The 14016-nt window shown below is 69.4% G+C and carries 14 protein-coding genes; 4 read left to right on the plus strand and 10 right to left on the minus strand.

Translation table 11 applies throughout. From position 1 onward, the window contains the following. The first annotated feature begins 1 nt into the window (after position 1). A complete protein-coding gene (locus tag GO592_RS18685) occupies positions 2–721 on the plus strand; it encodes an anti-sigma factor (RefSeq protein WP_007301247.1) in 720 nt (239 codons plus the stop codon). Positions 722–807: 86 nt separating this feature from the next. On the opposite strand, the gene groL is transcribed toward GO592_RS18685, so the two are convergent. Both groL and groES read right to left on the minus strand, forming a co-directional pair. After that, positions 808–2421 carry a chaperonin GroEL gene (groL, locus tag GO592_RS18690; RefSeq protein ID WP_005253893.1) on the minus strand — a complete coding sequence of 538 codons (1614 nt, stop codon included), beginning with the start codon at positions 2419–2421 and terminating at the stop codon, positions 808–810. A gap of 92 nt (positions 2422–2513) precedes the next feature. Continuing rightward, entirely contained in the window at positions 2514–2813 is a 300-nt protein-coding gene (gene groES / locus GO592_RS18695; protein ID WP_003940763.1) for a co-chaperone GroES, read from the minus strand. A 229-nt stretch (positions 2814–3042) separates the two neighbouring features. On the opposite strand from groES, the gene GO592_RS18700 reads away from it, so the two are divergent. Beyond that, positions 3043–4761, plus strand: a complete 1719-nt coding sequence (locus tag GO592_RS18700; protein WP_007301248.1) for a TIGR03767 family metallophosphoesterase — start codon at positions 3043–3045, stop codon at positions 4759–4761. On the opposite strand, the gene GO592_RS18705 is transcribed toward GO592_RS18700, so the two are convergent. Beyond that, on the minus strand, positions 4758–5294 hold the full coding sequence (locus tag GO592_RS18705) for a potassium channel family protein (RefSeq protein ID WP_007301249.1): 537 nt from the start codon (positions 5292–5294) through the stop codon (positions 4758–4760). The genes GO592_RS18700 and GO592_RS18705 overlap by 4 nt on opposite strands. Positions 5295–5501: 207 nt before the next feature. Here GO592_RS18705 and GO592_RS18710 point away from each other — a divergent pair, with 207 nt between their 5' ends. Continuing rightward, positions 5502–7106, plus strand: coding sequence for an Hsp70 family protein (locus GO592_RS18710; protein ID WP_039953021.1), 1605 nt, complete (start codon positions 5502–5504; stop codon positions 7104–7106). Here the strand turns inward: GO592_RS18710 and tsaD are convergent. Genes tsaD through GO592_RS18745 form a run of 7 tightly spaced genes read right to left on the minus strand, consistent with a single transcriptional unit; the run spans position 7099 to position 13571 of the window. After that, complete coding sequence (gene tsaD / locus GO592_RS18715; RefSeq protein ID WP_007301251.1) at positions 7099–8136, minus strand: tRNA (adenosine(37)-N6)-threonylcarbamoyltransferase complex transferase subunit TsaD; 1038 nt, start codon at positions 8134–8136, stop codon at positions 7099–7101. The genes GO592_RS18710 and tsaD overlap by 8 nt on opposite strands. After that, positions 8133–8612: a ribosomal protein S18-alanine N-acetyltransferase gene (gene rimI, locus GO592_RS18720; protein ID WP_005566598.1), complete on the minus strand. Its 480-nt coding sequence runs from the start codon at positions 8610–8612 to the stop codon at positions 8133–8135. The genes tsaD and rimI overlap by 4 nt, the downstream gene beginning before the upstream one ends. Next, positions 8609–9268 (minus strand): tRNA (adenosine(37)-N6)-threonylcarbamoyltransferase complex dimerization subunit type 1 TsaB, encoded by a 660-nt coding sequence (tsaB, locus tag GO592_RS18725; protein WP_007301252.1) that lies wholly within the window; start codon positions 9266–9268, stop codon positions 8609–8611. Before tsaB ends, rimI begins: the two co-directional genes overlap by 4 nt. A 49-nt stretch (positions 9269–9317) precedes the next feature. Then, complete coding sequence (gene tsaE / locus GO592_RS18730) at positions 9318–9806, minus strand: tRNA (adenosine(37)-N6)-threonylcarbamoyltransferase complex ATPase subunit type 1 TsaE (RefSeq protein WP_005569292.1); 489 nt, start codon at positions 9804–9806, stop codon at positions 9318–9320. After that, positions 9796–10860: an alpha/beta fold hydrolase gene (locus tag GO592_RS18735; protein ID WP_005569290.1), complete on the minus strand. Its 1065-nt coding sequence runs from the start codon at positions 10858–10860 to the stop codon at positions 9796–9798. The genes tsaE and GO592_RS18735 overlap by 11 nt, the downstream gene beginning before the upstream one ends. Before the next feature lie 3 nt (positions 10861–10863). Beyond that, positions 10864–12069, minus strand: a complete 1206-nt coding sequence (gene alr / locus GO592_RS18740) for an alanine racemase (protein WP_007301253.1) — start codon at positions 12067–12069, stop codon at positions 10864–10866. Positions 12070–12086: 17 nt separating this feature from the next. Continuing rightward, positions 12087–13571 carry a bifunctional ADP-dependent NAD(P)H-hydrate dehydratase/NAD(P)H-hydrate epimerase gene (locus tag GO592_RS18745; RefSeq protein WP_007301254.1) on the minus strand — a complete coding sequence of 495 codons (1485 nt, stop codon included), beginning with the start codon at positions 13569–13571 and terminating at the stop codon, positions 12087–12089. A gap of 52 nt (positions 13572–13623) precedes the next feature. Between GO592_RS18745 and GO592_RS18750 the strand changes: the two genes are divergently transcribed. Further along, entirely contained in the window at positions 13624–13998 is a 375-nt protein-coding gene (locus GO592_RS18750; RefSeq protein ID WP_005562368.1) for a cupredoxin domain-containing protein, read from the plus strand. Positions 13999–14016 lie beyond the last annotated feature (18 nt).

Genomic DNA, 14016 nt, shown 5'->3' on the forward strand with positions numbered 1-14016 from the left:
CATGAACGACGAACTCGTGGGCATGGCGTACCCGTACGCACTCGATGCGCTCGACGACAGGGAGCGCCGCGAACTCGACACCGATCTCGCCACCACCGACGAGGACACCCGCTCCACCTTCACCGACGAGGTCCGGCGGATCCGGGAAGCTTTCGCGGTGGTGAGCGCGGTGGGAGCCGTAGAACCCCCGCCCCGGGTGCGGACTCGAGTCCTCGACGAAGTCCGGCACTCCGCCGCCGGGCCGACGTCGCTGACCGAACGCCGCTCCCGCCGGCGCCGCTGGCAGATCGCCGTCGCCGCTGCCGCGGCAGTCGGGGTGCTCGCCGGCGGGACGGTGATCGTTCGGCAGCTCACGGAAGGTCCGTCGCCGACTGTGGCGGAGCAGGTTCTCGACGCCTCCGACGTGCACTCGTCGACGAGTGCGATTGCCGCCGGCGGGTCCGCGACCGCCAACTACTCGAAGTCGCAGGACGCCGTGGTGTTCGTGCTGGACGGTGTCGCCCCGCCCAGCGCCCAAACCGTGTACCAGCTGTGGTTGATGCCCGCATCCGGGGACGCGCCCGTGCCCGCGGGAACCATCTCTCCCGGAGAGATGCAGCCGACCACGACGGTCGTCCTCGACGACGTGGGGTCGATGTCGAAGCTGGCCGTCACCGTCGAACCGCCCGGAGGATCTCCCCAGCCGACGTCGGAACCGTTCGCGGTGCTGCAACTGAGCTGATCCGGCGCCTGCAGGCAGAAGAAACCCCCGCGCGGTGATCCGCACGGGGGTGTCTTCGCTCGAACGATCGGTCGCGACGGTAGAGCCTAGTGGCTGTGCCCGTGACCGGTCTGCTGCTCGTCCTCTTCCGCAGGCTTCTCGACCACGGCGCTCTCCGTGGTGAGGATCATCCGCGCGACCGAGGCCGCGTTGACGACCGCGGAGCGGGTGACCTTCACGGGGTCGACGACACCGTCGGCGAGCAGGTCGCCGTAGGTCAGGGTCGCGGCGTTGAAACCGTGGCCCTTGGGCTGCTCGGCAACCTTGCTGGTGACGACGGAACCGTCGAGACCGGCATTGCTGGCGATCCAGAACAGCGGCGCCTGCAGTGCTTCGCGCACGACCTTGACGCCCGTGGCCTCGTCACCGGTCAGACCGAGGTTGTCGGCCAGCTCGGTGCTCGCCTGGACGAGAGCGGAACCGCCGCCGGGGACGATGCCCTCGGCGACAGCAGCCTTCGCGGCGTTGACGGCGTCCTCGACGCGGAACTTGCGCTCCTTGAGGTCCGTCTCCGTGGCCGCGCCGACCTTGATGACGGCGACGCCACCGGCCAGCTTCGCCAGACGCTCTTCGAGCTTCTCGCGATCCCAGTCGGAGTCGGTGTTCTCGATTTCGCGACGCAGCTGCGCGACGCGACCCTTGATGTCGTCGTCGGTTCCGGCGCCGTCGACGATCGTGGTCTCGTCCTTGCTGACCACGACGCGGCGTGCGCTGCCGAGCAGGTCCAGCCCGGCGTCCTTCAGCGTGAGGCCGACGTCGGAGTTGATGACCGTGCCACCGGTGACGACGGCGAGGTCGTCGAGGAACGCCTTCCGGCGGTCACCGAAGAACGGCGCCTTGACGGCGACGGCCTTGATGGTCTTCCGGATGGAGTTGACCACGAGCGTCGAGAGAACCTCGCCCTCGACGTCCTCCGCGATGATGAGGAGGGGCTTGCCGCTCTCGGCAACCTTCTCCAGCAGCGGCAGGAAGTCGGGCAGGGACGTGATCTTCTCGCGGTACAGCAACACGAGCGCGTCCTCGTACACGGCCTTCTGTGCATCGAGGTCCGTGACGAAGTACGGCGACAGGTAGCCCTTGTCGAACTGGACGCCCTCGGTGATCACGAGCTCGGTCGCCAGGGTCGAGGATTCCTCGACCGTCACGACGCCGTCGGTGCCGACGCGGGTGAGCGCCTCGCCCACCATTTCGCCGATCTCCTCGTCACGCGAGGACACGGTCGCGACCTGGGCGATGGACGTCTTGCCCTCGACCGGCTTCGCGGCGGCGAGCAGTGCCTCGACGACCTTGTCGGCCGCGGCGTTGATGCCGATGCCGAGTGCCATCGGGTTCGCACCCGCGGCGATGTTCTTCAAACCGCCCCGCACGATGGCCTGAGCCAGCACGGTGGCGGTGGTGGTGCCGTCGCCGGCGACGTCGTTGGTCTTGGTGGCGACGCTCTTGACGAGCTGCGCGCCGAGGTTCTCGAACGGGTCCTCGAGCTCGATTTCCCGGGCGATGCTGACACCGTCGTTGGTGACGGTCGGGCCGCCGAAGGCCTTCGCCAGCACTACGTGGCGGCCACGCGGACCCAAGGTCACCTTGACCGCGTCGGCAAGCTTGTCGACTCCACGCTCGAGAGACCGGCGTGCGACCTCGTTGAACTCAATCTGCTTGGACATGTGTTCTGTCTTCTCCTGGATCTCAGGGTTACGCGCGTGAACGCACTCCGCCCCGGGATCCTGTGGGGACTCCGGGGCGGATCACGTATGGCTTACTTGGAGACGACAGCCAGCACGTCGCGTGCCGACAGGATCAGGTACTCCTGGCCGGCGTACTTGATCTCGGTTCCGCCGTACTTGGAGTAGATGACCGTGTCACCCTCCTTGACGTCGACCGGGATGCGGTTGCCCTGCTCGTTGACGCGGCCTTCGCCGACTGCGACGACGGTGCCCTCCTGGGGCTTCTCCTTGGCCGTGTCGGGAATGACCAGGCCGGAGGCAGTCGTCGTCTCAGCCTCGTTGGCCTGGACGAGGATCTTGTCCTCGAGCGGCTTGATGTTGACGCTCGCCACGATGAGCCCTCCACTTGGGGTATGCGGATCCGGAGACTTCTCCGGACTCCTGTTTGAGTGTTCCGTTTACGGCACTTCACACAGCCCCGTCGTCGCGGGTGCCGGAGCTCGATCGGCGCCACTTGGCACTCTATACGTGAGAGTGCCAACGCTCAAGGAGAAGGGGGTGGTAGACCGCGCCGAGCCGAATATCGGCTTGTCTCACGGGTCGTCACCTAAGGTTCCTCTGGTGTCTGACATCACTCGGCGTAAGTTCCTGACATTTGCCGGACTCGGGGCGATCGGGGCAGTGGGATTCGAAGCACGCCCGTGGGGGTTGCAGTACGCGGGCGCGGCGCCGCTTCCCACGTCCGGGGCCGGCACCACCCTCGAAGCGGTGGCCGTCCCCCTCGGCGACTCCGGATACCGCAGGCTCGGCGCGGGACCGGGGTGGCCGACCATCGTTCGCACGGAACTCGCCGAGGCCCGCAGCGGGCGCGAGGACCGGCGCACCGCCCTCGCCTCCCTCGTCCAGCTCACGGACGTCCACCTGGTCGACGCCCAGTCCCCGATGCGTTTCGAATACGTGCACCCCTTCACGGGGTCCGCGTTCCGCCCGCACGAGACACTCACCGCCCAGGGTCTCGTCGCCCTCGTCGCACGGGTCAACGCGCTCGCATCCGGCCCGCATACCCAGCGCCCGTTCGACGCGGTCGTGAGCACCGGCGACAACACCGACAACAAGGAATTCGCCGAACTCGGCTGGTTCCTCACCGCGCTCAACGGCGGCACCATCGTCCCCAACACGGGCGCACCCGACCGCTACGAAGGCGTGCAGAACTCGGGCGCCGATCTGTACTGGAACCCGGAGTCGTCCATCCAGGACATGTACAAGAAGGCCGGGTTCCCCGAGATACCCGGCCTGCTCGGCGCGGCGATCTCTCCCGTCACGAGCCCCGGCCTCCGCACCCCCTGGTATTGCGTCTTCGGCAATCACGACGACTCGGTGCAGGGCACCGTCCCGAGCGGCATCCCACCGCTCGAAGCCATGTACACCGGTTCGCTGAAGTTCGAGGTCCCGGGATCGCCGGAAGAGGCGAAGACGGTCGACGTCGCCACCAGGTTCGATCCCGGCGCCATTCCCGCCGCCCTGTCCGCGATCACGACCCCCGCACGGGTCGTCACACCCGACCCCGCACGCGCGCCGTTCACTCCCCGCCAGTTCATCGCCGCACACCTGGACCCGGCCAACACCGGCCCCGGACCGGTCGGTCACGGCTTCGCACCTGATGCCGGCGAGACCGGGATCGGCTACTACTCGTTCGAGATCGCACCCGGCGTGGTCGGCATCAGCATGGATTCCACCAACCGGGCGGGGTTCGTCGACGGCTCGCTCGGTGCTGCGCAGTTCCGGTGGATCGAGGACACCCTGGTGGCCGGCAGCAGCCGGTACTTCGACACGGCGGGCAACCCGGTGTCCCAGGTACGCAACGACACCTGGTTCGTCCTGTTCAGTCACCACACCAGCGGCAGCATGGACAACGTCGTCCCCGACCCCTCCGCCCCGGCGGAACCCCGGATCCGGGGTTCGCGACTGGTGGATCTGCTGCACCGATTCCCGAACGTCCTCGCCTGGGTCAACGGGCACACCCACGAGAACCGGATCACACCGTGGCCCGGATCGACTCCGGAGCAGTCGTTCTGGGAGATCAACACGGCCTCGCACATCGACTTCCCCCAGCACGGGCGGATCATCGAGGTGGTCGACAACGTCGACGGAACCGTGTCGCTGCTCACGACGCTGTTCGAGGCCGACAGCCCCTACTCCGTCGACCACACCGATCTCTCACCGCTCGGGTTGGCGTCGCTGTACCGGGAGTTGTCGTTCAACGACATTCACGCGGACCCCGACCTGCTCGGCGGGACACCCGACCGGAACGTCGAACTGGTACTGGCGTCGGGTCGCTAGACCCGGCGCCTGCGGGCCCAGCCGACGGCCGCGACGACCGCGCGGATGCCGACGCCGAGAAGGATCAGATTTCCGATGATCTGCACACTCACGACGGCTCGCGACGGATCGGTCGTCGCGGCGATGTCGCCGAACCCGACGGTCGAGAAGACGGTGAGCGAGAAGTACAACGCACCCATCCGCGTGAGGGGCTCGGTGAAGTAACCCGGATCACTTTCGGACATCAGGCAATATCCTGCCGAGAACCCGAGCAGGTAGAGCGGCAGGATCAGGGCCAGCGCCTCGATCGCCTGGAGCGCCGGTACGTCGGACGTGACGATCCGCCAGATCTGCCAGCCCGCGACGAGCGCGACCACGAGCAAGCCGCCCGCCAGGAAGAACAGGGCGGACACTTCCCCGAGGGACGTCCACGGCAGGGCGAAGTAGACCACCGTGCACAGGAAGACGGTGACCAGCGGGCGCAGAACTGCACGCAGCAGAAGCCGTCGGCGCTCACGTCTCGTGAGGTTGCGAAAATCGCTGGCGCGTCGCATCAGATTCCTTTGGACAACTGTGCAGGTGAGACCGGATATCGAGCGCCATCCTCGTCTTCCACGGCCGAAAGTCGGGAGCGAAATCCGTTTGTTTTCTGTAACGTTCAGATAACAGTCGCCGATTCAACGGGCAGGGATTCCCCGCTGAACAGGGCGTTCCGACAGAGACAGCAGGTCACGCGTCGAAAACGTGAGGGGGTGTGTGAGATGGGTATGTCCTTGGGGATGTCGACCGGTGCGGCCGGTGTCGGGTCCGCCCTCGTCACCACCGCCTCCAACGGTACGCAGAACGTCGAGTTCCGTTACCTGTCCGCCGATCAGGCGCACACCGACCTCGGCGACCTGGTCCGTTCCTCCATCTCGCTGATGACCACCCAGGTTCCTGCCGACCCCACCACACCCGACGCGTTCGCTGTCGCGTACCGGACGGCGGAGCAGGCGCATTCGATCCGCAGCGCCGTCAGCAGGCAGCGGCACCGCGTGCATCTCGTGCCCGAGACCGCCGCCACCCTCACCTATCTTCGGCACACCGGCGAGGTCGCCCAGCATGCCACGGTCGCGATCGTCGACTTCGGCGAGTCCGGACTGTCCGTCGCCGTCGTCGACCAGGTCGACGGCACCGTCCTGCACGCCGACCGCACGAGCCACGTGAGCGGCACCGGAATCGACGACCTCGTCTTCCACCACGTCGTCGGCAGCCTCGCCACCCCGCATCCCCTGCGGCACCTGGACCGCGACCTGCTCTCGGCGCGGTGCCGCGTCGCCAAGGAGCAGTTGTCCTCGGAGCCGAATGCGCACGTCGACATCGACCTGCACGGCATCCGCCCGATCGAGATCAGCCGCACCAGGTTCGACGAGATCGCCGCACCGACCGTCCGGGTCGCGGTGGAGTTCATCCGTGCCACCGTCGCCGACTCCCCGCGTCGACCGGACGCCCTGGCCCTGGTCGGTGGCGGCGCGAACATACCCGCGATCACCGCCGCCGTCGCCGACGCGTTCACCGCACGGGTCATCGCTGTGCCCGAACCCGACACGGCGACCGCGAAAGGTGCGGCGTTGCTCGCCGTCTCCTCCGCCATCCGCGACTACCCGGCCACCGAGTCGACCCGTCCCGGTTCGGCCGCCAAGGTGTCGGGGGCACTCGTCGGCGCCCTCGTGGTCGGAGGGCTCGTTCTCGGCTACGGCGTGAAGGAACTCGCGCCCGCACCCGACCCCAACGTCTCCCCCGCGGGGACGGACATGTTCCAGACCACCGAGCAGGTCACGACCACGACGTCGGACGAACCGCCCGCGACGCGGATTCCGTCGTACGATCCGACGCCGACGTCGGCGTACTACCCGAATCAGGTTGCCCCGCCCACCTCCGAACCGCAGACGGACCGGTCCCCTGAGCAGACGCCCGATTCGACGAGCGAGACCACGACGCCGCGCACCACCACCCCGGTGCCGACACCCACGGCTCCCCCGCGTCCGACGCTGCCCGGAACGAACCCGTCGCAGCCGTCGTGGCCGCACATCGAATGGCCCGCGATTCCGCCGCTGTGGCCGCAGGTTCCGGGAGAATCCACGCCGAACGAACCGCGCCCGGGTACGCCCGCACCCGACGTTCCGGAAGTAGCACCGCCGCCCACCGAGACGCCCGCCGCGCCCGCGGAATCCACTGCCCCCGCGGCGCCCGAAGGGCTCTTCCCGATGATCCCGGCCCCGGGCACGGTTGCTCCGAGTCCCGATGCGGCGCAACCGAGTGGTGCTCAGCCCGGCGAGACGCTCACTCCCCCGGCCACGCAGACCGTCACGATTCCGGTCAGCTGAACACCTGACTGGTCGCCACCGACAGTCCGGGGTCGCTGGCCACGGTCAGCAGGGACGGCGCGGCGCCGCCGGCGATCAGATGCGCGCCGAGCGAGGCGATCATCACCCCGTTGTCGGTGCACAGGCGCGGTTTCGGCACCCGCAGGGTAAGTCCGGCTTCGGCGCAGCGTTCCTCGGCGAGTGCGCGGATGCGCGAGTTGGCCGTGGCGCCGCCCCCGAGAACGAGTGTGTCCACGCCGACGTCGCGGGCCGCGCGCACCGCTTTCATCGTCAGCACGTCCGCCACGGCTTCCTGGAAACTCGCGGCGATATCCGGCACCGAACAAGCCTCCCCTGCCCGCTCCTTGGACTCCACGTACCGTGCGACAGCCGTCTTCAGCCCGGAGAACGAGAAGTCGTGCCGGGCGTCCCGGGGCCCGGTCATTCCGCGCGGGAAGGGAATGGCGTCTCGGTCGCCGACCTGCGCCGCGGCGTCGAGGGCCGGGCCACCGGGGAATCCGAGGCCGAGGAGGCGGGCCACCTTGTCGAAGGCTTCGCCGGCCGCGTCGTCCACGGTGGTGCCGAGTTCGACGATGGGCTTCGCGAGATCCTCGACGTGCAGGAGGTGGGTGTGCCCACCGGACACGAGCAGCGCCACGCACGGTGGCATCGGTCCATGTTCGAGGGTGTCGACCGAGACGTGGCCGCCGAGGTGGTTCACCGCGTAGAACGGGACGTCCCAGGCCGCCGCATAGGCTTTCGCGGCCGCGACACCGACGAGCAGGGCGCCGGCCAGACCGGGTCCGATGGTGACGGCGAGAGCGTCCGGCTTGGCGATGCCGGCCGCGGCGAGGGCGCGCCGCATCGTCGGGACGATCGCCTCGAGGTGCGCGCGGGACGCGACCTCGGGCACCACCCCGCCGTACCGGGCATGCTCTTCGACGCTGGATGCGACCTCGTCCGCGAGGAGTTCGCACGTCCCGTCACCGTTCCACCGGACGATGCCGACTCCGGTCTCGTCACAAGAGCTTTCGATCCCCATGACGATCATTGCACCGGCTCCTCACCCGATCCGGGGCGACGCATCGTGAAGGCGTCCGCACCGCTCGGTTGGTAGTACTTCTTACGGGTTCCCACGATCTCGAATCCTTCACGTCTGTACAGGGCGATCGCCGCGTCGTTGTCGGTGCGCACTTCGAGGAACACCGGGCCACCCCGCGCGTCGGCGACGCGCAGGAGTTCGTCGAGGAGTGCCCCGCCGATCCCCCGGCGCTGACACGCCGGGTCCGTTCCGATCGTGTGTATCTCGGATTCGGGATGCGAACCGTTGCCCAGCAGAGCGATTCCGGCGTACCCGACGACGTGGCCGGTGTCGTCCCGCGCCACGGTGTAGTGCACGTGCGGTGCGGCGAGTTCCGCCCTGAATGCGCCGGCGCTCCAGGGCCCGTCACCGGCGAAGAGGAGTGTTTCGAGCTCCGCGCACCGGTCGGCATCCGTGGCCGCCATCGGTTCGATGCGGAATGTCATTTCTTCCGGTCCGCCAGTTCGACCGCGTCCGGGCGCCGCAGGTAGAGCGGTACGAGCGCCGCCGGTGCCGCACCGCTGAACAGGGCATCCGCGGCCACCGTGACCAGCCCTGCGGGCGACGGTGTTTCCACGGGTTCGACCGGCAGATCGAAGAAGTCGACGTGTGACGGCGATCCCGCCACCACCTCGGACGGCATCGGCTCGAGCTCGCGCGGCTTCACCACGGCGGGGCCTTCCACCCGCACCCCTGCCGAGTAGCGCGCCCAGTACACCTCACGTCGGCGTGCGTCCGTGACGACCAGCAGATTCCGGTCACCGTCCACCTGTGCGGCGATGGCGTCGAGGCTGCACACGCCGTGGGCCGGAATACCGAGGGCGTCGGCGAACGCGGCGGCGGTGGCCATCCCCACGCGCAGTCCCGTGAACGGCCCCGGTCCGGCGCCGACCACCACCGCGTCGAGGTCCGCGGCGACGTGACCCGACTCGGTGAGGCACTCGAGGATGTGCGGGGTGAGCACTTCCGCGTGGGCGCGCGGGTTGACCGTCACGCGCACCGCGAGGGTGTCCACCGCCTCCACCGATGCGGAATCGGCCGAAACCCGGACGACTCCGGCGGTCACGGCAGGCGTGGACGTGTCGATGGCGAGAACAAGCACGGTAACTGAGGGTACTCGCACGTCAGAACCGCTCCCGACACCCGACCCGTCAGGAAATCCACTCCCAGTGGGCGGTGCGGACGTCCGTCTCCGGTTCGCGGCGCAGGCGTACCCGCAGGTGACGATCGGCCAGCTGCTCGGCAATGCCCGCGCCCCATTCGACGACGACAACCGCTGCAGCCAGGTCGGTGTCGAGGTCGAGCGCGTCGAGTTCGTCCAGCGCGTGCGGGCCGCTTCCGCCCAGTCGGTACGCGTCCACGTGCACCATTCCGACCGGCGCGCCCCCGTCGGGTCGCGTGCCCGCCCGGTGCTCCCGCGCGATCACGAATGTGGGCGAAGTCACTCGCCCCTGCACGCCGAGCCCGGCTCCGATTCCCTTCGTCAGTGCGGTCTTCCCCGCACCGAGGGGTCCGTCGAGGACCACGAGATCACCGGCGACGAGTCCCCGGGCGAGGTCCCGCCCGAACTGCTCGGTGTCCTCCGCCGTCGGCAACACCACGGTCCCGCTCACGGGCAACACTCCCTCTTCAGCCGACATCGGACTGCTCACGCGATTCGTACGTCGCCAGGCCACGATGCAGCACCCGGTCGACGGCGTCCGATACCACGGACGGGAACTCGAGCTGCACCAGATGGCCGGCACCGCGCACCCGCACCAGTTCGGACTCCGGAAGGTCCGCCGCCAGTTTCCGGGAACTGCCGAACGGGATGATCATGTCGCTGTCGCCGCACACCACGACGGACGGGATGTGCTCGATCGCCTCGAGTGAGGCGGACTCGTCGTGCAATTCGAGTGTGCGCAGAAAGTTCACGACGGTGACCACCGACGTCCGGTCCAGCATGGAGTCGGAGAACCTGTGCAGCCGCGGGCTCACATCCGTGCCGTACGACGCTGCCCGCAGGATCGGGGTGATCAGCACGCGGGCCGCGCCGCGCGCGTGCTGGACGAGTTCGGGCGACGTCCGGACGGCCAGCCGGAAGCCGTCGATGACCGGGTTCTGCAGGTTCCGCGTCAATCCGGTCTCGCTGAGACCCGCAGCGGCCGTGGCAACCAGGCCCACACCGACCACCCGCGACGCCACCAGTTCGGGTCGCTGCCCGGCGAAGGCGAGCACCGTCATCCCGCCCATCGAATGCCCCACGAGCACAACCGGTCCGGTGGGGGCCTTCGCTGCGATCACGGTCGCGAGATCGGCGCCCAGCTGAGCGATGGTGCAGCTCGCCGTGGACGGCACACCCGAATCGCCGTGCCCGCGTTGGTCGTAGAACACCATCCGCACGTCGTCGCCCCACCGCTCGGCGAGCTGGCGGCGCTGGAAATGCCACGACGTCATGTCCAGGCAGTAGCCGTGCACGAACACCGCCGTCACGGGCGCGTCCTCGGGACCGACCTCGCGGACCGCGAGCGCGACGCCGTCCTCGGTGACCACGACGCTGCGCCGGTCCCGCGACATCAGCGTGAAGTCCTCGTCACGATAGATCTCGCGACCCGGCCGGGTCGCGCTGCGCAGCGCGTTGGCCCCGGCGACCGAACCGAGCGCCAGCGCGCTCAGCACGCCGCCGACGAGCCCCAGACGCTTCGACACACCCATGTCCTACGTACCCGTTCCGCCGACGTAACTGCGCACCGTGCGTCCGCGTACCCCCGTCACCACCTCGTAGTGGATGGTGTCGAGTTCGTCGGCCCACGCCTGCGCGATGGGCTCGCCGAGGTCTCCGTTGCCGAAGAACACCGCGGTGTCCCCCTCCCGGACTCCCCCGCCGTCCGGCCCGAGATCCACGACCACCTGGTCCATGCACACCCGCCCGATCCCCGGCCGTCGTTCCGCGCCCAGCTGGACCTCGAAACGGCCACTGAGCGAGCGCGGGAGCCCGTCGGCGTACCCGAACGGCAGCAGCGCCACCGTCGTATCCCGTGGGGCCACCCACTGGTGCCCGTAGGACACGCCTTCACCTGCCGCCACCTTCTTCACCAGAGCCACCCTCGATCGCAGTGTCATCGCCGGGCGCAACCCGAACTGACCGAGTTCGGGTACAGGCGACAACCCATATATCGCGATTCCCGGGCGAACCATGTCAAACCGCAGGTCGGGACGGGTCAGGGTGGCCGCGGAATTGGACAGGTGCACCACTTCGGGGACCAGTCCCTGACGCTTGGCATCCGCGATCGCGCTGACCAGTCGGTCGCGCTGGGAATCGATCCAGGCGTGGTGCGGCTCGTCGGCGTGGGCGAGATGCGAGAAGATGCCGCGCAGCCGCACCGAGCCCTCGGCCTGTGCGCGCGCCAGATCGACGAGGACCTGCGCCAGCTCGTCGGGTGCCACCCCGTTGCGGTTCAGTCCGGTGTCGACCTTGATCGTGACGATCGCCGGGGTGCCGACGCTCCGGGCGGCAGCGACCACCGCGGCGAGGTGGCGGGGCGAGGACACGCCGAGTTCGACACCGGCCGCGATCGCGGGGGCGAAATCGGCGTCGACGGTGTGCAGCCACGCGAGGACGGGTGCGTCGATGCCCGCGCGGCGCAGCGTCAGCGCCTCCGCCACCGTCGTCACGCCCAGTTCCGACGCTCCGGCGGCCAGCGCTGCGCGTGCCACGGGCACCGCGCCGTGGTTGTAGCCGTCCGCCTTCACGACGGCCATCATCGCCGCGTCCCGGGCGCTGTCGCGCAGGATGCGGACGTTGTGGGCAATCGCGTCCAGATCGACCACGGCCTCGGCCTGCGGTGCCGGCGCGGCCTGTGCGGGCGCTGCGGGTTCGCTGTGTCCGTGGTCGTCGGCCGGTACTGCTTCAGCAAGCGTCATATGTTCGATCCTGCCATTCACGAGGAGGCCGGCATTTCTCCGGGTGACACCCCCGCACGGAGGACTCTGATCGACTCCCTGAGGTGTGCGAGCAGCGTCCCGGCGGAGATCGGTGCTGTTCCGCGCCCTGCGGAGAGGTCCGCGCCACCGCCACGGGCAGCCAGGTTCGCGGCCAGCGAGTGAGCTCGCGCACCCACCGCGGCGGCCCGCGCCGGGGTGATGCCCGCCGCCATGAGCGAGCCGATGATCCCGGCGAGCACGTCCCCCGCACCCGCGGTGGCGGACCACGATCCGCCCGCCTCGTTGACGAAGATCCGGCCCCCGGGTTCCGCGATCACGGTGGCACGCCCCTTGAGCAGCAGGTGAACATTCCAGTCGGCCGCGAGAGCGCGTGCCGACGCCACCCGGTCCGGACCCGGATCCGTCCCCGTCAGCCGGGCGAACTCCCCGGCGTGCGGGGTCAGCAGTGTCGCTGCGGTCCGCGAACGCACCAGGTCCGGGTCCTCGGCGAGCAGCGTCAGACCGTCCGCGTCGACGAGCACGGGCACGTCGGACTCGAGCACCGTCCGCAGCGTGCGACGGGCGGCGTCGTCGGTTCCCATGCCCGGCCCGACCACCCACGACTGGACGCGTCCCGCCTTCGCGAGATCGGCGGTCGCGATCACCTCCGGCGAGTGCGCGAGCACTTCGTTCGTGCACGGCCCGGCGTAGCGGACGAGCCCCGACGTGGCCGTGACCGCGGCGCTCGTGCACAGCACACCGGCGCCCGGGTAGCCGTCGCTGCCCGCGACCACCCCCACCACGCCCTGCGAGTACTTGTCGTCGCCGGCCCCCGGCACCGGCCACGCGGCACCCACGTCGGCGGCGTCGAGGGCAGTGATCCCGGCAGCGCCGAGCGACAGTCCGATGTCCACGAGCTCGACCCGGCCGCAGTGCGCTGCACCGAGCGCGTGGACCGGTTTGAGGGCGCCGAATGCGACGGTGACGGCGGCGCTCACGGCGGGGCCGTCGACCGCTCCCGTGTCCGGGTCCACACCGCTCGGCAGGTCCGCCGACACGATCGGAGCAGCCTCGATCCGGTCGACCAGCGCCGCAGCATCGGGTCGCAGCGGCCCCCTGCCGGAGATTCCGACGATTCCGTCGATCACCAGATCGGGCAGGCCCAGCTCGTCCGACGGGGCGGCCACCCGGCCGCCGGCCGCGGTGAACGCCGCCAGCCCGGCCGCGTGCGCCTTCTCCGGTTTCAGCAGCACCGCGGTGGCCGCGGCACCGCGCTTGCGCAGCATCGACGCCGCCCACAGCGCGTCCCCGCCGTTGTCCCCGGACCCCACCAGCACCGTGATCGTTCGACCGGCGACGCCCCCGGTCCGCGCCCGCAGCTCCGCCGCCACCACCGTGGCGAGTCCATGCGCTGCGCGTCGCATCAGCGCGCCGTCGGGAAGAGACGCCAGCAACGGCGCCTCCGCGGCTCGAACCTCGTCAGCGGTGTAGTAGCCCCGCATGGGAACTCCTCGTCGAGAAGGGTCGGTACCGGGTCAGACTACGCTCGACGTCATGCGTGGACGTGGAAGCTCGTGGATCGCCGGAGTGGCTCTCGCCGCAAGCATTTCGATGGCGGGCGTCGTGTCCGGATGCGGTTCGCCGGACAGCGCGGCGCCCGAGGCGCCGACCGGACCCGTCGTGCAGGTCGCGAACATGGCGTATGCGCCGGCGACGCTCACCGTCACGGCCGGAGACACCGTCACCTGGAATTTCGACGACCGGGGTGTCACCCACGACGTGGTGGGTGTCGGCGCCGCGAAGAGTGTGCTGCGGAGCCGGTTGATGCAGACCGGCACCTTTACGTACACGTTCACCGAACCGGGGACCTACGAATACACGTGTTCGCTGCACCCCGAGATGACGGGCACCGTCGTGGTCACCCCGTAGGGGCGCGGCCCTGCCACG

The organism is Rhodococcus sp. 21391, assembly GCF_016772255.1.
In the GTDB taxonomy this organism is placed as follows: domain Bacteria; phylum Actinomycetota; class Actinomycetes; order Mycobacteriales; family Mycobacteriaceae; genus Rhodococcus_F; species Rhodococcus_F opacus.